We start from the raw sequence: 17,603 nt of genomic DNA on the forward strand, positions 1-17,603 counted from the left end.
GGGTTGTTTTTTTTTTAAACCACACCCAACCAAAAACACCGCATCAAACGGCCGGCCGGGGTGCGGGGGGGGCGGGGGGGGCCCCGCGGGCCCCCGCCCCTGCACCGTCGTACCCGGGCGGGGTAGCTCAGCGGCCCGGGATCCTAGCTCAGCGGCCCGGGCCGCGGCCGCCGAGTCGCGCCAGGGTCGCGTCCAGCAGCAGCACGACCGAGGTGTCGGCCACCGCCGCCACCTCCGCGTACGGGAACCAGCGCAGGTCCACCGACTCCTCGCTGATCTCCGCCACCGCGCCGGCCGGGGCCAGCGCCGCGTACTGCACGTCCAGGTGCCAGTGGCACGGGGCCGGGATCGGGTGCCGGTCCAGGCGCACCGGCCCGCCGGGCAGCAGCGTCAGCCCGGAGGCGATGCCGGACTCCTCCACGGCCTCGCGCAGCGCCGCGTCCGCCAGGGCGGCGTCACCGGGCTCGCAGTGTCCGCCCATCTGCAGCCACATGCCCAGCTTCCTGTGCAGGGTCAGCAGAACGCGTCCGCGCTCCGGGTCGACCACCAGCGCGCTGCCCGTGAGATGGCCGGCCGTGCAGGGCTTGTAGACCCCGTCCGGGTGGGCGGCCAGGTGCTCCAGGTACACATCGCGCAGCTCGGGCTGGTCCTCGTACCGCTTCAGGACGAGGACCGCGTCGTCGTGCAGGCTCACTTCTTCTCTTCGCCCCCGGTCTCGTCCCCGGGCCCGTCGGCGCCGTCGGACGGGCCCGCCGGACCGGCGTCACCGCTGCCGCGCTTCTCGGCCGCCTCGCCGAGCATCTTGTCGATCTCGGAGAAGTCCAGCTGCTCGCGGTGCACGAAGCCGTCCGGGTCGTCCAGGTCGGAGGCGGTCGGCAGCATGTCGGGGTGCTCCCACAGGCCATCCCGGCCGTCCACACCCCGCGCGTCGGTCAGCGAGGCCCACAGCCGCGAGGCGTCGCGCAGCCGGCGCGGGCGCAGCTCCAGACCGATCAGCGTCGCGAACGTCTGCTCCGCGGGACCGCCCGAGGCGCGCCGCCGGCGCATGGTCTCGCGCATGGCGTCGGCCGAGGCCAGACGGGGCTTGGCGGCCTCGTGGACCACCGCGTCGACCCAGCCTTCGACCAGCGCCAGCGCCGTCTCCAGGCGGGCCAGCGAGGCCTTCTGCTCGGGCGTGTCCTGGGGCTGGAACATGCCGCCCTGGAGCGCTTCCTGCAGCTGCTCCGGGTTCGACGGGTCGAGCTGGCCGACCACCTCCTCCAGCTTCGAGGTGTCGACCTTGATGCCGCGGGCGTAGGCCTCGACGGCGCCGAAGAGGTGCGAGCGCAGCCACGGCACGTGGGCGAAGAGCCGGGCGTGGGCCGCCTCGCGCATCGCCAGGTACAGCCGCACCTCGTCCGAGGCGACACCCAGGTCCTTGCCGAAGCCCTCGATGTTCAGCGGCAGCAGCGCGACCCGGCCGGCCGGGCCCAGGGGCAGCCCGATGTCCGTGGAGCCGACGACCTCGCCCGCGAGCGTGCCCACGGCCTGCCCGATCTGCTGGCCGAACATCGCCCCGCCCATGGAGCGCATCATGCCGAGCAGCGGGCCCGCCATGGCCTGCATCTCCTCGGGCAGAACGCCGCCCATGGCCGCGCCGACGCGCTCGGCGACCGGGTCGACGAGCTCCTTCCACACCGGGAGGGTCGCCTCGACCCACTCGGCGCGGCTCCAGGCCACGGCGGTGTTCGCCCCCGAGGGGAGCGAGGTCACGCCGTCCAGCCACAGGTCCGCCAGGCGCAGGGCCTCCTCGACCGCCGACTTCTCGGCGAGGCCGACGCTGGCGTCCTTCACCCCGTCCGCCGTGCCCTGGGCCACGGTCTGGCGGGCGATGTCCTTGGCCATGTCCCAGTTCACGGGACCGCCCTCGTAGCTCAGCATCTGGCCGAGCTGCTGGAAGGCCGCACCCAGGTCGTTCGGGTCCATCGAGCCGAACATGGCGGCGAACGGGTTGTCCGCCCCGCCCGGGCCGCCCACGCCGCCCGGCAGGCCCATGCCGGGGAACCCGAACGGATTCGGCGGGCCGCCCTGGCCGCCCTGATTGCCCTTCTTGTTGCCCTCGTCGCCGTCTTCCGGCTCCTCCGGCGGAAGGCCGAATCCGAATGGGGTGTCGCTCACGGGTTTCCTCGGCTCGTAGGGCCGCCGGCGGGAGCCGACGGGCAATGGTCCGACAACACCACCCAGCGTAGACACCCCACCCGCTTACGGGCTCGGTGCTCCGCCGGCTCCTGGGCTGCGGCAGGATGGACGTCACCTGGTGGGTACGCGTCACGGTGCGTCCCCACTGAAGACAACCGCTGGAGACGCCCGGTGAGTTCCCCAGATCCACAGGTTCGCGCGACCGACGACGCCGAAATCCGCCCTGAGCCCGGCGACAGCGCCCACGGCGTTCGCCGACCGCGAAACCCAGCGGCGCGGGGCCCCGTGATCGCCGTCACCGGCGCCGCGTCGGGTGTCGGCGCGGCCCTGGTGACCCGGCTGGCCGCCTCCGAGGAGGTCAAGCAGGTCGTCGCGATCGACGAACGGCGCGGGGACTGCGCGGACGCGCAGTGGCACGTGCTGGACGTGCGCGACCCCGCGATCGCCGAAAAACTCCGCGGCGCGGACGTCGTGGTCCACCTCGCACTGGACCTCGACCTGGAATCCGACCCGGCGGCCCGCACCGCGTACAACGTGCGCGGCACCCAGACCGTGCTGACGGCCGCCGCGGCGGCCGGCGTGCACCGGGTGGTGCTCTGCACCTCCGCCATGGTCTACGGGGCCCTGCCGGACAACGACATCCCGCTCTCGGAGGACTCCGAGCTGCGGGCCACCGCCGAGGCCACCGGCGTGGGCGACCTGCTGGAGATCGAGCGGCTCGGCCGCCGGGCGCCCCGCGCGCACCCCGGCCTGAACGTCACCGTGGTCCGCCCGGCGGTCCTGGTCGGCGGTACGGACACCGCGCTGACCCGGTACTTCGAGTCCCCGCGCCTGCTCGTGGTGGCCGGCTCCCGCCCCACCTGGCAGTTCTGCCACGTGGAGGACCTGGTCAGCGCGCTGGAGTACGCCGCCCTGGAGAAGGTCGAGGGCGAGCTCGCGGTGGGCTGCGAGGGCTGGCTGGAGCAGGAGGAGGTGGAGGAGCTCAGCGGCATCCGCCGCATGGAACTCCCCTCGGCGGTCGCGCTGGGCGCGGCGGCCCGGCTGCACCGGATCGGCCTGACGCCGTCCCCGGCGGGCGACCTGGCGTACACCATGCACCCGTGGGTGGTCAGCGTCAGCGGGCTGCACGCGGCCGGCTGGCGGCCGCGCTGGACCAACGAGGAGGTGCTCGCCGAACTCCTCCAGGAGGTCGCGGGGCGGCACACCGTCGCCGGCCGCCGCCTGGGCCGCAAGGACGCGGCCACGGCGGCCGGAGCGGCCGGCGCCACCGTGGCCCTGCTGGGCGCCGCGGCGGCGGTCCGCCGCGCCCGCAAGCGCCGCGGCATCTGACGCCCCGCCCGGATCCGGCGTCCCCGTGTCCGTCCCCCGGCCGGGGGACGGACACGGCCGCCACCAGCGGTTTCCTGTAGGAGGCTCCCAACGCGGGAGCCGGGCCCCGGGCGAATCGGCTATTCCGCCGCGTCGGCACCTAGGGCACGATGGACGGCATGGCACCGCACTTCGACCACCCCGGCGAGCAGGCCGCTCCGGACCCGATCCGCCTGCTCGGGATCCGTGAGACCCCGCTTTCGATCGACGAGGTATTCCAGGCCGTCGGCGACGACGCCACGGGCGGTACGGCGCTCTTCGTCGGCACGGTGCGCAACCACGACAGCGGGGCGGACGTCGACTCGCTCGGCTACTCCTGCCACCCGACCGCCGAGGCCGAGATGCGCCGTGTGGCCGAGCGCGTCGTGGCCAAGTACCCGGTCCGCGCCCTGGCCGCCGTGCACCGCGTCGGCGACCTCGCCGTCGGCGACCTGGCGGTCGTCGTCGCCGTGTCCTGCCCGCACCGGGGCGAGGCCTTCGAGGCCTGCCGGATGCTGATCGACGACCTCAAGCACGAGGTGCCGATCTGGAAGCACCAGACCTTCGCGGACGGCACGGAGGAGTGGGTCGGCGCCTGCTGAGACGGGGCCGCGCCGGCCCGGCGGGCGTCCGCCCCGCGCGGGCCGGGCCCCGGGTGGGGGACCGCCCCCGGCAGGGGGTAACGTCGCACCCGTTCGGCCGCGCAACACGCCCTCGATTTGCGTAACCCCTTTCCGGGCACGAGCGTTGAAGCCACCAACGACACGCATCACCGGGGTAGGAGGCACGCCCATGGCGTCACTGGCGTGGTTGCTGATTCCGCTGTTCGCCGCGATCGGAGCGGCGATATGGGGCAGCTGGGCGGCACGTGACCGTACCCAAGGCGACATATCGGAACTGGCCGGCTACGCCCGGTTCCGCGAGGCCATGGGCAGGACCGACTACCCGGGCACCACCGATCCCGCGGGCAGGGCCGAAGAGGCCGGCGCGGCCGATCGGGCGAAGGTGAAGGCGGAGGCGCACTCCGGTTCAGACGCCGTATGACGCGTCCCGTGAGAAAGCCCTGAGACCTCCCCGCCGGGACCCCGTACGGCCCGGCCCCACGGGCCGCCCCACAGGCCCGTCCCGTACTGTCGGATCCATGCCACGCCGCACCGCGACGATGCTCGCCTCCACCCTCGCGCTGTTCGCGCTGCTCTGCGCAGGCGTCTTCATCAAGGTCCCGTACTCGGAGATGAGCCCGGGGCCGACGGTGAACACACTGGGGGACTCGCACGGCGAGCCCGTGCTCAACATCTCGGGGCGCAAGACGTACCCGACCAGCGGTCACCTCAACATGACGACGGTCCGCGTCACGAGCGCGGACTTCGACATGAACCTGCTGGAAGCGGTGTACGGCTGGCTGGCCGACGACAACATCGTCGTGCCGCACGAGAACCTCTACCCCGACGGCAAGACGAACGAGCAGTCCACCCAGGAGAACGCCGAGGAGTTCACGCAGTCGCAGCAGAGCGCCAAGGTCGCCGCCCTCAAGCAGCTCGGCATCCCGGTCACCGCACGGGTGATCATTTCCTCGGTCGTCAAGGACAGCCCCTCCGAGGGCCGGCTGCACGCCGGCGACGTGGTCAAGGCCGTAGACGGCACCCCCGTCACGGCCCCCGGGGACGTGGCCAAGCTCGTCACGCAGCACAAACCCGGAGAGCCCGTCGAGTTCACCCTCGTGCCCGCCGCCGAGGCGGCCGGGGCGGCGAAGGCGAACCGCGAGCCCACCGGCTCCACCAAGGTCACCGTCACCGCGGGCAAGGCCGAGGACGACGGCCACGCGATCGTGGGCATCCGGGCCGGCACCGACCACGCGCTGCCGTTCACCATCGACATCAAGCTCGCCGATGTCGGCGGTCCGAGCGCCGGCCTGATGTTCGCCCTCGGCATCGTCGACAAGCTGACGCCCGAGAACCTGACCGGCGGGAAGTTCATCGCCGGCACCGGCACCATCGACGACGCGGGCAAGGTCGGCCCGATCGGTGGCATCCAGATGAAGACCATCGGCGCCCGCCAGGCCGGAGCCCGGTTCTTCCTGACGCCCGCCGAGAACTGCGCCGCCGCGGCCCGCGACGTGCCCGACGGCCTGACGCTGGTGAAGGTCTCCACCATCGGCGACGCCACAGCCGCCCTGGAGAAGATCGGCAAGGGGGACACGGCCGGGCTCACGCGCTGCGACGCCACGCCCTGACCGGTCCCCCCCCGCCCGGCTCCGCTACGAGAAGGTCGCCGCCAGCGCCTCGGCCAGCCCGGGCACCAGGCCCCCGCCGGTGAGCACCTCGGTCGAGGAGTCCTTCTCCCGCAGCCGTACGGCCGACTCGCGCGAGCCGTCGCGCAGCACGGCCACCGTGAGGCGCACCTCCTGGCGCTCCGGGTGGCCGGCGACCCAGCGGGACAACTGCTTGTCGCTCAGCCCCTCCGGTACGGAGGCCTCCGCCGACGGCGGCAGCATCAGCCGCTCCACCGTCAGGGCGCAGCCGACGACCGCGTCCGGCCACGCGATGGTGCCGAGGAACTTGTCGAGCGGGGTCCCGGCCGGGACCTCGTCCTGCTCGATCGGGGTGAGGGAGGACTTGCCGGCGTCGTCCTGGTCGAGACCGAGCTGGCCCGCCAGGCGCGGCTCCTGCTTCTTGAGCCGGGCGGTGTCGACGAGAGCGAACAGCCGGGCGGGCCTGTCCCAGCCGAGTCCGGCCGCGTACTCGTCGATCTCGAGACAGGCACGGGTCAGCGGACTGGCCGCCATGGGAGTGCCGGGGGAAGGAGAAAGGTTGGACATGGGCAACATCCTGCCTCCTTTCCACCGGATACCGGGAACTGACTAAAGCCTCAGTAAGTTCAATGAGTGGGCTCTACGATCGGGGGCCCGTTCCTTACCAGACAGCGACTTTCGAGGTGCGCACCTTGGCTTTCCAGATGCCGGACCGCGGCGGAGGCCCTTCGGGGCCACGGATGAGAGTCGGCCGCCCGTCCCGGCGCGCCCGCACTCTCCTCATGACCCTGGGCGTACTGGCCGTCCTTGCCATGCTCTTCATCATGTTCGCGGGCTTTTGGACGGACTGGCTCTGGTTCCGCTCCGTGAAGTACTCCAGCGTCTTCACCACCACCCTGTGGACCAAGATCGGGCTCTTCGCCGTCTTCGGTCTGCTGATGTCGGGCGCCGTGGGATTCAACATCTGGCTGGCCCACCGGCTGCGGCCGCCGCTCAGCGCGATGTCGATGGAACAGCAGAGCCTCGACCGCTACCGGATGAGCATCGCCCCGTTCAAGAAGTGGCTGCTGCTGGGCATCGCGGTGCTCGTCGGCCTGATCGCGGGAGCGTCGGCGGCCGGCCAGTGGAAGACCTGGCTGATGTACGTGAACGGGGTGGCCTTCGGACAGAAGGACCCCCAGTTCAACCTGGACGTGTCGTTCTACACCTTCGACCTGCCCTGGTACCGCTTCATGCTCGGCTTCGGCTTCGCCGCGGTCGTGCTCTCGGTGATCGCCGCGGCCGTCGTGCACTACCTGTACGGCGGACTGCGCGTGACCAGCCCGGGCGCCCGGGCCACCGCCGCGGCGACCGGCCACCTGTCGGTGCTGCTCGGCCTGTTCGTGACGCTCAAGGCGGTCGCGTACTGGCTCGACCGGTACGGCCTCGCGGTGAAGTCGAGCGACTTCAAGGCGGCGGACAACTGGACCGGCCTGCGGTACGTCGACGCCAACGCCTACCTGCCGGCCAAGACGATCCTCGTCGCCATCGCCGCGATCTGCGCCGTGCTGTTCTTCGCGACGCTGTGGCGCCGCACCTGGCAGCTGCCGGTGATCGGCTTCGGCCTGATGGTGCTCTCGGCGATCCTGATCGGCGGGCTGTACCCGGCGATCGTGCAAAAGTTCCAGGTCCAGCCGAACGAGCAGGCCAAGGAATCCCCGTACGTCCAGAAGAACATCAAGGCCACGCGTGACGCCTACGGCGTCGCCGACTCCGAGGTGAAGGACTACCCCGGCGTCCCGGCCGCGGGGACCGACAAGGCCAAGCTGCGCCAGGCGGCCGACACGACCGCCAGCGTGCGCCTGCTCGACCCGAACATCGTCTCGCCGGCGTTCCAGCAGCTCCAGCAGGTCAAGGGCTACTACGCCTTCCCGTCCACGCTCGCCGTGGACCGGTACAGCGGCCAGGACACGGTGATCGGCCTGCGCGAGCTGAACATCGGCGGCATCCCCAAGAACAACTGGATCAACGACCACTTCAAGTACACGCACGGCTACGGCGTGGTCGCGGCCAAGGGCACCACCGTCGGTGACCAGGGCGCCCCGGACTTCACCCAGTCCGACCTGCCCTCCAAGGGCATGTTCGGCACGGACTTCGAGCAGCGCATCTACTACGGCGAGCAGACGAAGCAGTACTCGATCGTCGGCGGACCGCAGAAGGAGCTCGACTACTCGGACGACCAGGGCGAGAAGGAGACCAGCTACACGGGCAAATCCGGCGTCAGCCTGGAGAACCCGATCAACCGGGCGGCCTACGCGCTCACCCTCAGCGAACCGCAGATCCTCTACTCCGGGGCCATCGGCGACGGTTCGCGCATCCTGTACAACCGCACGCCCAAGGAGCGCGTCGAGGCCGTCGCCCCGTGGCTGACCATCGACGGCGCCCCGTACCCGGCGGTCGTCGACGGCAAGGTCAAGTGGATCGTCGACGCGTACACGACGACCAACGGCTACCCCTACGCCTCGCGCACCACCCTGGGCCAGAGCACCGCGGACTCGCTCACCAACAGCCAGCGTGCGGTGGTGGCCCAGGAGAACCAGGTCAACTACATCCGGAACTCGGTGAAGGCCACCGTCGACGCGTACGACGGCACGGTCGACCTGTACCAGTGGGACACCGAGGACCCGGTCCTGAAGACCTGGATGAAGGCGTTCCCGGGCACGGTGAAGCCCAAGAGCGACATCTCCAAGCCGCTCATGGACCACATGCGCTACCCGCAGGACCTCTTCAAGGTCCAGCGCGAGCTGCTGACCCGCTACCACGTCACCGACCCGCAGACCTTCCTCAGCGGCAGTGAGGCCTGGGCCGTCCCCGACGACCCGACCACCAAGGCCGGCACGGCGGTCCCGCCGTACTACCTGTCGATGAAGATGCCGGGCCAGACGGAGAAGGACCAGGTCTTCTCGCTCACGACGACGTTCACGCCGAACGAGCGGGACAACCTGAGCGCCTTCATGGCGGTCAACGCCGATCCGGGCACCCCGGACTACGGCAAGATCAGCCTGCTGAAGCTGCCGACCAGCAAGCCGGTCGACGGCCCCAAGCAGGTCCAGAGCAAGTTCCAGTCCGAACCGAAGATCGCCGAGTCCATCCGCCTCCTGCGGGGTGGCGACTCCGAGGTCGAGTACGGAAACCTGCTCACGGTCCCGCTCGACGGCGGCATGCTCTACGTCGAGCCGGTCTACGTGCGCAGCTCCGGGCTGAAGTACCCGCTGCTGCGCAAGGTGCTCGTGACCTACGGCGGCCAGACGGCCTTCGAGGACACGCTGGAGAAGGCGCTGAACGTGGTCTTCGGGGCCGAGGCCCCGACCCTTCCGGTCCCGCCGGACCAGCCCCCGGGCGAGGGCACCGTGACGCCGCCCGTCGTCCAGGACCCGACGGTCAAGGCGGCCCTCGGCGACGCGCAGAAGGCCATCGAGGACGCGGAGAAGGCCAGGCAGGCCGGCGACTGGACCGCCTTCGGCAAGGCGCAGGAGGACATCAAGGCGGCGCTGAAGCGGGCGATCGACGCCGAGGCGAAGCTGACGGCGCCCCAGCCGAGCGGTTAGCCCGTACGGTCCGGCCGCGCGGCCAGCCCGCGCGACCGGACCGTCGGTACGGGACCGTCCTGCGTCCGTGGTACTGTTTGTCTACCGACGCGGGGTGGAGCAGCTCGGTAGCTCGCTGGGCTCATAACCCAGAGGTCGCAGGTTCAAATCCTGTCCCCGCTACTGAAAACGAAGGCCCGGATCCATGGGATCCGGGCCTTCGTCGCGTCCGGGCCCGCCTGTGGTCCGGACGGGGTCCGATCGTGGTCCGTGGGGGCGGTCCGGTCGGACACGCGGGTCGCTGAGACGGGTGAGTTGGGGGTGGAGCGTGTTTGACTTAGCTATCTGTGGGCAAGTCGACAAAACGCTGTAGTGACCTCACTGGCTGCGACATACCAGGTGTACGCGGGTAGCAGGTGATGCGACGATGGGATTTATGGGGGACAGGTCAACTCTGCTGGAGACAGGGCGGTTTGTGAGGGCGGAGGCCGAGCCGGATACGGGAGCCGGCGAGAGGGTTCCCGCTGTCAACGCGCAGACCGTACTGACCGATGCGGATTTCGCGGAGGACATGTTCGCCGAGACCGACGCGGCGAGCGACGCCGAGCTCGAAGCCCGGCACCGGGTGGCCGCCGACAAGGGCGACCCCGGGGCCATGAGCGTGCTCGGCGCCCTCCTGCTGCGCCGCGGAGACCTGGACGGGGCCGAGCCGTACCTGCGCGGGGCGACCGGTGAGGGCGACCGCGCCGCCGCGAACAACCTCGGCGTGCTGCTGCACCAGCGGGGCTACCCGGACGAGGCCGCCGGCTGGTGGCGGGTCGCCGCCGTGGCCGGATCCGCTCCCGCCGCGCACGCCCTGGGCCGCCACTTCCGCGAGCGCGGGGACGAGCCCGCCGCCGAGTACTGGCTGCGCCAGGCGGCGGAATCCGGCCACGCCCTGGGGGCGTACGGGCTGGCGGACCTGCTGGAGCACCGCGGGGACAAGGGCGTGGAGCGCTGGTTCCGGGCCGCCGCGGAGCAGGGGCACCGCGAGGCCGCGTACCGGCTGGCGCGCCACCTGCGCAAGGGCGACCCGGCCGAGGCCGAGCAGTGGTACCGCCAGGCCGCCGCGCGGGGGCACCGCCGGGCCGCGCTCCACCTGGGCGCCCTGCTGGAGGCGCGCGGCGAGCTCAAGGAGGCCGGCCGCTGGTACCTCACCTCCGCCAAGCAGGGGGAGGCGCGGGCCGCGTGCGCCCTCGGCTTCCTGCTGCGCGACGCCGGGGACGAGGAGAGCGCGGCCGCCTGGTGGAACCGGGCCGCGCGGGACGGCGACGGCAACGCCGCCAACGCGCTGGGCGCGCTGCACGCCGCGCGCGGGGAGACCCAGACCGCAGAGCGCTGGTACCGGTCCGCGATGGACGCGGGCGACCAGAACGGGGCGTACAACCTTGCTTTGCTGTGCGTCGCACAGGAGCGGACCGCGCAGGCCGAGCAGTGGTACCGGCGGGCCGCGTACGCGGGGCACCGCGAGGCGGCCAACGCGCTGGCCATCCTGCTGCTGCAGGGCGGGGACGCGGAGGGCGCCGAACCGTGGTTCTCCAAGGCCGCCGAGGCGGGCAGCGTCGACGCCGCGTTCAACCTCGGCATCCTGTTCGCCAGCCGGGACGAGGACCGTACGGCCCTGAAGTGGTACGAGCGGGCCGCTTCGGCGGGGCACACCGACGCGGCGCTCCAGGTCGGGATCGCGCTGGTCCGCGACGGCGAAGAGCGGGCCGCCGAGCGGCACCTGCGGTGCGCGGCGGGCGGCGGGAGCGCGGAGGCGGCCTTCCGGCTGGCCTCGCTGCTGGAGTCGCTGGCCCCGCCGCCGGAGCCGCTTGCGCTGGGCGAGTCGGCGGGCGGCGCCGAGCGGACCGAGAGCGAGGAGTGGTACGAGCGGGCGGCCGAGCTGGGGCACCGCCGGGCGCAGGTGCGGGTCGGCATGCTGGCCGCCGCCCGCGGTGACCTGGCGGTCGCCGCGCGGTGGTACCGGGAGGCGGCCGAGGCCGGCTCCCGCAACGGGGCGTTCAACCTCGGGCTGCTGCTGGCCCGCGAGGGCAGCGAGCCCGAAGCGGCGCTGTGGTGGACCCGCGCGGCGGTCGCAGGGCACGGCCGCGCCGCGCTGCGGCTGGGTCTGCTGGCGGCCCGGCACGGTGACCTCGCGGAGGGCCAGAAGTGGTGCGTACGCGCCATGGAGCTGGGCCCGGCCGAGGTCTCGGAGCGGGCGGCCCGCCTGCGGGAGGCGCTAGCCGAGGAGCTGTCGGCCTGAGCCGCCGCCGGTTCGGCCGGCCGACGCCCGGCGCGCGGCGGCTGGCCGGGACCGGCCGTTAACCGATTTGCATCTGCCGTCCGCGTCCCCGTAGAGTCAGGTTTACCGACGCGGGGTGGAGCAGCTCGGTAGCTCGCTGGGCTCATAACCCAGAGGTCGCAGGTTCAAATCCTGTCCCCGCTACTGAAGGCCCGAGGCCCGGATCCCATGGATCCGGGCCTCGAGTCTTTTTCCGGGCGCGTGCGCCCGCCGCAGTGTCGCGCGCGCTCGCCGGAACCGGGGGCGACCTGACGGAGAAGGGGCCCGGAGCGTGCGGACGCCAGCGTCCGTGCGCTCCGGGCCCCTTCTCCGTCAGTCTTGTTCTCCGTCAGTCGTGCGTTCAGGCGCCCGCGCAGTTCGGGCAGACCCCGCGGTACGTCACCTCGACCGCCGAGACCGTGAAGCCGAAGCGCTCCGTGTCCGGCAGGTCGGCCAGCGGGTCGCCCGCCGGGTGGACGTCGCGGATCGCTCCGCAGCGGGCGCACACCAGGTGCTGGTGCGGCCGGTGGGCGTTCGGGTCGTACCGCTTGGCGCGGCGGTCCGTGGAGACCTCCAGGACCTCGCCGAGGGTGACGAGCTCGCCCAGGGTGTTGTAGACGGTCGCCCGGGAGATCTCGGGCAGTTTGGCCACGGCGCGCGCGTGCACCTCGTCGGCCGTCAGGTGAACGTGGTCACCGTCGAGCACCTCGGCCACGACGCGCCGCTGGGCCGTCATGCGCCAGCCGCGTCCGCGAAGTCGTTCCAGCAGGTCACTCATGAGCGCCAGCCTAACAGCGGGGGGAACTCGGTGTAACTCCCGAACTCATATGAATTTGGATGCTTACTTGACTTAGACAATGTCCATTGTAGGATCAGGTACGGCTCAGGCTGAGGGCCGAGGACAGGACATGCAGGAATGACGCAGGAGGCGCACGTGACGCAGGGACCGCTCACCACGGAGGCCGGGGCTCCGGTCGCCGACAACCAGAACAGCGAGACCGCCGGCGTCGGCGGCCCCGTCCTGGTCCAGGACCAGCTCCTGCTGGAGAAGCTCGCGCACTTCAACCGCGAGCGCATCCCGGAGCGCGTGGTCCACGCCCGCGGCGCCGGCGCGTACGGCACCTTCACGCTGACCCGCGACGTCTCGCAGTGGACCCGGGCGGCGTTCCTGTCCGAGGTCGGCAAGGAGACCGAGACCTTCCTGCGCTTCTCCACGGTCGCCGGCAACCTCGGCTCCGCCGACGCGGTGCGCGACCCCCGCGGCTGGGCGCTGAAGTTCTACACCGAAGAGGGCAACTACGACCTCGTCGGCAACAACACCCCGGTGTTCTTCATCAAGGACGCCATCAAGTTCCCCGACTTCATCCACACCCAGAAGCGCGACCCGTACACGGGTTCGCAGGAGGCGGACAACGTCTGGGACTTCTGGGGTCTGTCGCCCGAGTCGACCCACCAGGTGACCTGGCTGTTCGGCGACCGCGGCATCCCGGCGTCCTACCGCCACATGAACGGCTTCGGCTCGCACACGTTCCAGTGGAACAACGAGGCGGGCGAGGTCTTCTGGGTCAAGTACCACTTCAAGACCGACCAGGGCATCAAGAACCTCACCCAGGCCGAGGCCAATCTCCTCGCCGGCGAGGACCCCGACTCGCACCAGCGCGACCTGCGCGAGGCCATCGAGCGCGGCGACTTCCCGTCCTGGACCGTGCAGGTCCAGGTCATGCCGGCCGCCGAGGCCGCCGGGTACCGCTTCAACCCGTTCGACCTCACCAAGGTGTGGCCGCACGCGGACTACCCGCCGATCGAGATCGGCAAGCTGGCGCTCAACCGCAACCCGGAGAACGTCTTCGCCGAGGTCGAGCAGTCGATCTTCTCCCCGGCGCACTTCGTCCCCGGCATCGGCCCGTCCCCGGACAAGATGCTCCAGGGCCGCCTCTTCGGCTACGGCGACGCCCACCGCTACCGCGTCGGCATCAACGCCGACCACCTGCCGGTGAACCGCCCGCACGCCACCGAGGCACGGACGAACTCCCGCGACGGCCACCTGTACGACGGCCGCCACAAGGGCGCCAAGAACTACGAGCCCAACAGCTTCGGCGGCCCGCACCAGACGGACCGCCCGCTGTGGCAGCCCGTCCCGCTGACCGGCGGCACCGGCAACCACGCCGCACCGGTCCACCGCGAGGACAACGACTTCGTCCAGGCGGGCAACCTGTACCGCCTGTACTCGGAGGACGAGAAGTCCCGTCTGGTGGAGAACCTGGCCGGCTTCATCGCCAAGGTCTCCCGCGACGACATCGTCGAGCGGGCGGTCAGCAACTTCCGCCAGGCGGACGGCGACTTCGGCAAGCGGCTGGACGTCGCGGTCCAGGCCCTCCGCGGCTAGAACCCCGCCGCTGGTCGAACACAGGAGGGCCGGATCCCCGACGGGGACCCGGCCCTCCTGCCGTTCAGCCCGCCAGTTCGGCCGTGCGGCGCCGGCTCGGCACCCAGCAGCGGATCACGTCGCGCACGGAGACGATGCCCACCGGGCCGCCGTCCTCCAGCACGATGAGGTGCCGGAAGCCCCCGTTCGCCATGGCCTCGGCGGCCTCCTGCACGGTGGCCTCCGGGGTGCAGAACACGACGTTGTTGGTCGTGTGCGCCCCCACGGACTCGTGGTCGGGATCGTGTCCCGCGCCGATGGAGTTGAGGATGTCGCGCTCGGTCAGGATGCCGATCCCGCTGTGCTCGGGGTCGAGGACGACGGCCGCGCCCACGCGCCGCCCGGACATCAGGCAGGCCGCCTGACGGAGGGTGTGCGCGGGTCCGAGGGTGAGGATCACGGAGCTCATTGCGTCGCGGACGAGCATGAAGAGAGCCACCTCCTGGGGTGAGTCCGCCCGCCTGGAAGGGTGCCGATTGAGAAGTCGTTCACAAAGGCACAAGCGGGTGGATCCTTAGATTCCCACGGACACGGAGGGCCAGCAAGAAGGCGCGTAGCGCGCACCGGGCCCGCGGGCCCGCGCCGGAGCGGGGATCAGGCGCGCGGGCGCAGCAGGCCCAGCATCTCCCCGTGGAGCAGTCCGTTCGAGGCGGCGGCGTTCCCGCCGTGCACGCCGTCCTCCCCGTCCAGGCTGGTGAAGCGGCCGCCCGCCTCCTGGACCACGACCGCGATGGCGGCCATGTCCCACAGGTTCAGCTCCGGCTCGGCGCACAAGTCCAGCGAGCCCTCGGCGACCATCATGTACGGCCAGAAGTCGCCGTAGCCGCGGGTGCGCCAGCAGGCCCGGGTCAGGTCCAGGAAGCCGGGGAGCCGGCCCTGCTCCTCCCAGCCGGACAGCGAGGAGTACGCGAACGAGGCGTCGCCCAGCCCGGCCACCTTCGAGACGCCGATCGCCGTCGTCGCGCCGAGCGCGCCGCCCGCGAACGCGCCGCCGCCCTGCGCCGCCCACCAGCGGCGGCCCAGCGCCGGCGCGGACACCACGCCGACCACCGGGCGGAAGACGCCGTCGGCGCCCTCGGCCATGAGGGAGATCAGGGTGGCCCACACGGGGACCCCGCGCACGTAGTTCTTCGTCCCGTCGATCGGGTCCACGACCCAGCGGCGCGGGCCGGTGCCCTCCAGGCCGTACTCCTCGCCCAGGATCGCGTCGTCGGGGCGGGCGGCGGCGATCCCGGCCCGGATGATCTCCTCGGCGGCTTTGTCCGCCTCGCTCACCGGGGTCATGTCCGGCTTCGTCTCGACCACCAGGTCGAGGGCACGGAAACGCTCCATCGTGGCGGCGTCCGCCGCGTCGGCGAGGTCGAGGGCAAGGCGCAGGTCATCGTCATACTCGGACATGGCCGAACAGTATCGCGGCCGCCTCCGCGCCCGGGACGCGCCCTTGACAGGATCTGTCGCCCCGTCAACTCTGGCGGAGGGGGTCCGGCGGGAAAGCCCGTCGGGACGCCCGGAGGGGGAGGCGATCCATGCCGGCAGCCCGGGAGTCCTTACTGGACGCGGCGGGAGCGGCGCTCTCGGCCCGCCCCTGGCCCGCCGTCCGGATGGTCGAGGTGGCAGCGGCCGCCGGAGTGTCCCGCCAGACCCTCTACAACGAGTTCGGCGGCAAGGCCGGGCTGGGCCGCGCCCTGGTCCGGCGGGAGGCCGAACGGTACCTCGACGGGGTGGACCGGGCCCTGGCGGCGCCGGCCGCGGACGCCGAACGGCTCGCCGCCGTCGCAGCGTGGACCGTACGGGCGGCGCGCACCCGTCCCCTCGTACGGGCCCTGCTCACCGGGGCCTGGGACCCGGAGCTGCCCGCGGCCGGGCGGGCGCCGGGGCCGGGCGAGCTGGCCCGCGCCGTGCGCGACCGGGCCGCCGGAGCGCTGGCCCCGCGGGAGGACGCCCGGCGGTGCGAGCTCGTCGTACGGCTCGCCCTCTCCTACGTGGTCGCCCCCGGGGAGGAACCGGACGCGCGGGAGATGCTGGGGCTGCTCAGTGAGCCGACCCGGACAGCTGGAGTCCGATGACGCCCAGGATGACCAGCGAGATCGAGACGAGCTTGAGGGTGGAGACCAGGTCGCCGAGGAAGACCATGCCGTAGATCGCCGTCCCGGCCGCCCCGATGCCCGTCCACACCGCGTACGCCGGGCCCACGTCCAGCTTCTTGAGCGCCAGGGTCAGCAGGCCGAAGCTGCCGAGCGCGAAGCACGCGAAGGCGATGGTCGGCCAGAGCCGGGTGAACCCGTGGGACAGCTTGAGGCAGACCGCGAAACCGGTCTCCAGGATTCCCGCGACCACGACCAGCAGCCACGCCATGTCGAATGCCTCCCGGCCTCACGTGGCGCGGCCGGGGCCGGAATCCGGGCCCGAACCTGCGCGCCACTCGGTGCGAGTATGCATTTACCAGGCGCGGCCGTCCGCAAACCCCGCCGGGCGGGGCGGGGCGGGCCCCGGAGCGGGCCGGGGGGCCAGCCGGTCAGTCGCCGTCGCGGCGTTCGCGGGTCTCCAGCAGCCGCCGCAGCGAGTACAGCCGGGCCTGGTCCGCGTGGCCGTCCTCCACCCACTTGTCGAGCGCGCAGTCCGGCTCGTCGTGGCTGCAGGCGCGCGGGCACCCCTCCGTACCGGGCACCAGGTCGGGGAAGGCGAGGATGACCCGGGACGGGTCCACGTGGTGCAGGCCGAAGGAGCGTACGCCCGGGGTGTCGATGACCCAGCCGTCGCCCGAGGGCAGCGGCAGGGCGAGCGCCGAGGTGGTGGTGTGCCGGCCGCGGCCGGTGACCGCGTTGACGTGCCCGGTGGCGCGCTGGCGGCCCTCGGTGACCAGCGAGTTCACCAGGGTGGTCTTGCCGACGCCGGAGTGCCCGACGAAGGCGGTGATCCGGCCGTTGAGGCGCTCGCGCACCCGCTCGGCGGCGTCGCCCGTCGCCAGCTCCTCGCGGTTGGTGACGACGTAGTTCAGGCCGAAGGTCGAGTAGATCTCCAGGATCTTGTCGGCGGACGTCAGGTCGGACTTCGTGAGCACCAGCAGGGGCTCCAGTCCGGCGTCGTACGCCGCCACCAGGCAGCGGTCGATCATGCGCGGACGCGGCTCCGGATCGGCCAGGGCGGTGACGATCGCGAGCTGGTCGGCGTTGGCGACGACCACCCGCTCGTACGGGTCGTCGTCGTCCGCGGTGCGCCGCAGGACGGACTTGCGCTCCTCGATCCGCACGATCCGGGCGAGGGTGTCCTTCTTGCCGGTCAGGTCACCGACGATCCAGACCCGGTCGCCGACCACCGCCGCCTTGCGGCCCAGCTCGCGGGCCTTCATCGCGTGCACGGTGCGGTCCTCGACCAGGCAGGTCAGCCTGCCCCGGTCGACGGTGAGGACGAAGCCCTCGGAGGCGTCCTCGTGCTTGGGCCGGATCGTGGTCCGGGGCCGGTTGCCCTTGCGGTTGGGGCGGGACCGGATGTCGTCCTCGTCGGTGTTCTTGCCGTACCTGCGCATGACGGGCC

At 72.1% G+C, this 17,603-nt stretch carries 16 protein-coding genes and 2 tRNA genes; 10 read left to right on the forward strand and 8 right to left on the reverse strand.

Annotated elements, in window-relative coordinates:
- Window positions 1–148: 148 nt before the first annotated feature.
- Complete coding sequence (locus ACFWTC_RS32460) at window positions 149–694, reverse strand: NUDIX hydrolase (protein WP_383932681.1); 546 nt, start codon at window positions 692–694, stop codon at window positions 149–151.
- Window positions 691–2,157, reverse strand: a complete 1,467-nt coding sequence (locus ACFWTC_RS32465) for a zinc-dependent metalloprotease (RefSeq protein WP_383932680.1) — start codon at window positions 2,155–2,157, stop codon at window positions 691–693. Before ACFWTC_RS32465 ends, ACFWTC_RS32460 begins: the two co-directional genes overlap by 4 nt.
- Before the next feature lie 192 nt (window positions 2,158–2,349).
- Here ACFWTC_RS32465 and ACFWTC_RS32470 point away from each other — a divergent pair, with 192 nt between their 5' ends.
- From ACFWTC_RS32470 to ACFWTC_RS32485, 4 genes are all read left to right on the forward strand, one after another.
- Window positions 2,350–3,507 carry an SDR family oxidoreductase gene (locus ACFWTC_RS32470; RefSeq protein WP_383932678.1) on the forward strand — a complete coding sequence of 386 codons (1,158 nt, stop codon included), beginning with the start codon at window positions 2,350–2,352 and terminating at the stop codon, window positions 3,505–3,507.
- A 158-nt stretch (window positions 3,508–3,665) separates the two neighbouring features.
- Window positions 3,666–4,127, forward strand: a complete 462-nt coding sequence (locus tag ACFWTC_RS32475; protein ID WP_383932676.1) for a molybdenum cofactor biosynthesis protein MoaE — start codon at window positions 3,666–3,668, stop codon at window positions 4,125–4,127.
- Between the two features lie 190 nt (window positions 4,128–4,317).
- Window positions 4,318–4,569 carry a hypothetical protein gene (locus ACFWTC_RS32480; protein ID WP_383932685.1) on the forward strand — a complete coding sequence of 84 codons (252 nt, stop codon included), beginning with the start codon at window positions 4,318–4,320 and terminating at the stop codon, window positions 4,567–4,569.
- 97 nt (window positions 4,570–4,666) lie between these two features.
- Window positions 4,667–5,758 (forward strand): PDZ domain-containing protein, encoded by a 1,092-nt coding sequence (locus ACFWTC_RS32485; protein ID WP_383932674.1) that lies wholly within the window; start codon window positions 4,667–4,669, stop codon window positions 5,756–5,758.
- A gap of 24 nt (window positions 5,759–5,782) precedes the next feature.
- Here the strand turns inward: ACFWTC_RS32485 and ACFWTC_RS32490 are convergent, their stop codons facing one another.
- A complete protein-coding gene (locus ACFWTC_RS32490) occupies window positions 5,783–6,352 on the reverse strand; it encodes a PPA1309 family protein (protein ID WP_383932672.1) in 570 nt (189 codons plus the stop codon).
- A gap of 128 nt (window positions 6,353–6,480) precedes the next feature.
- On the opposite strand from ACFWTC_RS32490, the gene ACFWTC_RS32495 reads away from it, so the two are divergent.
- From ACFWTC_RS32495 to ACFWTC_RS32510, 4 genes are all read left to right on the forward strand, one after another.
- Window positions 6,481–9,363 (forward strand): UPF0182 family protein, encoded by a 2,883-nt coding sequence (locus ACFWTC_RS32495; RefSeq protein WP_383932683.1) that lies wholly within the window; start codon window positions 6,481–6,483, stop codon window positions 9,361–9,363.
- Window positions 9,364–9,451: 88 nt separating this feature from the next.
- Window positions 9,452–9,525, forward strand: a tRNA-Met gene (locus ACFWTC_RS32500).
- A 244-nt stretch (window positions 9,526–9,769) separates the two neighbouring features.
- A complete protein-coding gene (locus tag ACFWTC_RS32505; protein WP_384026916.1) occupies window positions 9,770–11,626 on the forward strand; it encodes a tetratricopeptide repeat protein in 1,857 nt (618 codons plus the stop codon).
- 109 nt (window positions 11,627–11,735) lie between these two features.
- A tRNA-Met gene (locus ACFWTC_RS32510) sits at window positions 11,736–11,809 on the forward strand.
- A gap of 196 nt (window positions 11,810–12,005) precedes the next feature.
- Here the strand turns inward: ACFWTC_RS32510 and ACFWTC_RS32515 are convergent.
- Window positions 12,006–12,422 carry a Fur family transcriptional regulator gene (locus ACFWTC_RS32515; protein WP_267718042.1) on the reverse strand — a complete coding sequence of 139 codons (417 nt, stop codon included), beginning with the start codon at window positions 12,420–12,422 and terminating at the stop codon, window positions 12,006–12,008.
- A gap of 156 nt (window positions 12,423–12,578) precedes the next feature.
- Here ACFWTC_RS32515 and ACFWTC_RS32520 point away from each other — a divergent pair, with 156 nt between their 5' ends.
- Complete coding sequence (locus ACFWTC_RS32520) at window positions 12,579–14,030, forward strand: catalase (protein ID WP_383929169.1); 1,452 nt, start codon at window positions 12,579–12,581, stop codon at window positions 14,028–14,030.
- A 64-nt stretch (window positions 14,031–14,094) separates the two neighbouring features.
- Here ACFWTC_RS32520 and ACFWTC_RS32525 read toward each other — a convergent pair whose 3' ends face one another.
- Window positions 14,095–14,496: a cyclic nucleotide-binding/CBS domain-containing protein gene (locus ACFWTC_RS32525; protein WP_383929171.1), complete on the reverse strand. Its 402-nt coding sequence runs from the start codon at window positions 14,494–14,496 to the stop codon at window positions 14,095–14,097.
- 167 nt (window positions 14,497–14,663) lie between these two features.
- Window positions 14,664–15,467 carry a histidinol-phosphatase gene (gene hisN / locus ACFWTC_RS32530; RefSeq protein WP_383929174.1) on the reverse strand — a complete coding sequence of 268 codons (804 nt, stop codon included), beginning with the start codon at window positions 15,465–15,467 and terminating at the stop codon, window positions 14,664–14,666.
- 128 nt (window positions 15,468–15,595) lie between these two features.
- On the opposite strand from hisN, the gene ACFWTC_RS32535 reads away from it, so the two are divergent.
- Window positions 15,596–16,135, forward strand: coding sequence for a TetR/AcrR family transcriptional regulator (locus ACFWTC_RS32535; protein WP_383929177.1), 540 nt, complete (start codon window positions 15,596–15,598; stop codon window positions 16,133–16,135).
- On the opposite strand, the gene ACFWTC_RS32540 is transcribed toward ACFWTC_RS32535, so the two are convergent.
- Complete coding sequence (locus ACFWTC_RS32540; RefSeq protein ID WP_030225858.1) at window positions 16,101–16,424, reverse strand: multidrug efflux SMR transporter; 324 nt, start codon at window positions 16,422–16,424, stop codon at window positions 16,101–16,103. The two genes, ACFWTC_RS32535 and ACFWTC_RS32540, sit on opposite strands and share 35 nt — an antisense overlap.
- A gap of 160 nt (window positions 16,425–16,584) precedes the next feature.
- Complete coding sequence (gene rsgA / locus ACFWTC_RS32545; RefSeq protein WP_384026912.1) at window positions 16,585–17,595, reverse strand: ribosome small subunit-dependent GTPase A; 1,011 nt, start codon at window positions 17,593–17,595, stop codon at window positions 16,585–16,587.
- Between the last annotated feature and the right edge of the window lie 8 nt (window positions 17,596–17,603).

The organism is Streptomyces sp. NPDC058619, from assembly GCF_042717785.1.
GTDB lineage: Bacteria > Actinomycetota > Actinomycetes > Streptomycetales > Streptomycetaceae > Streptomyces.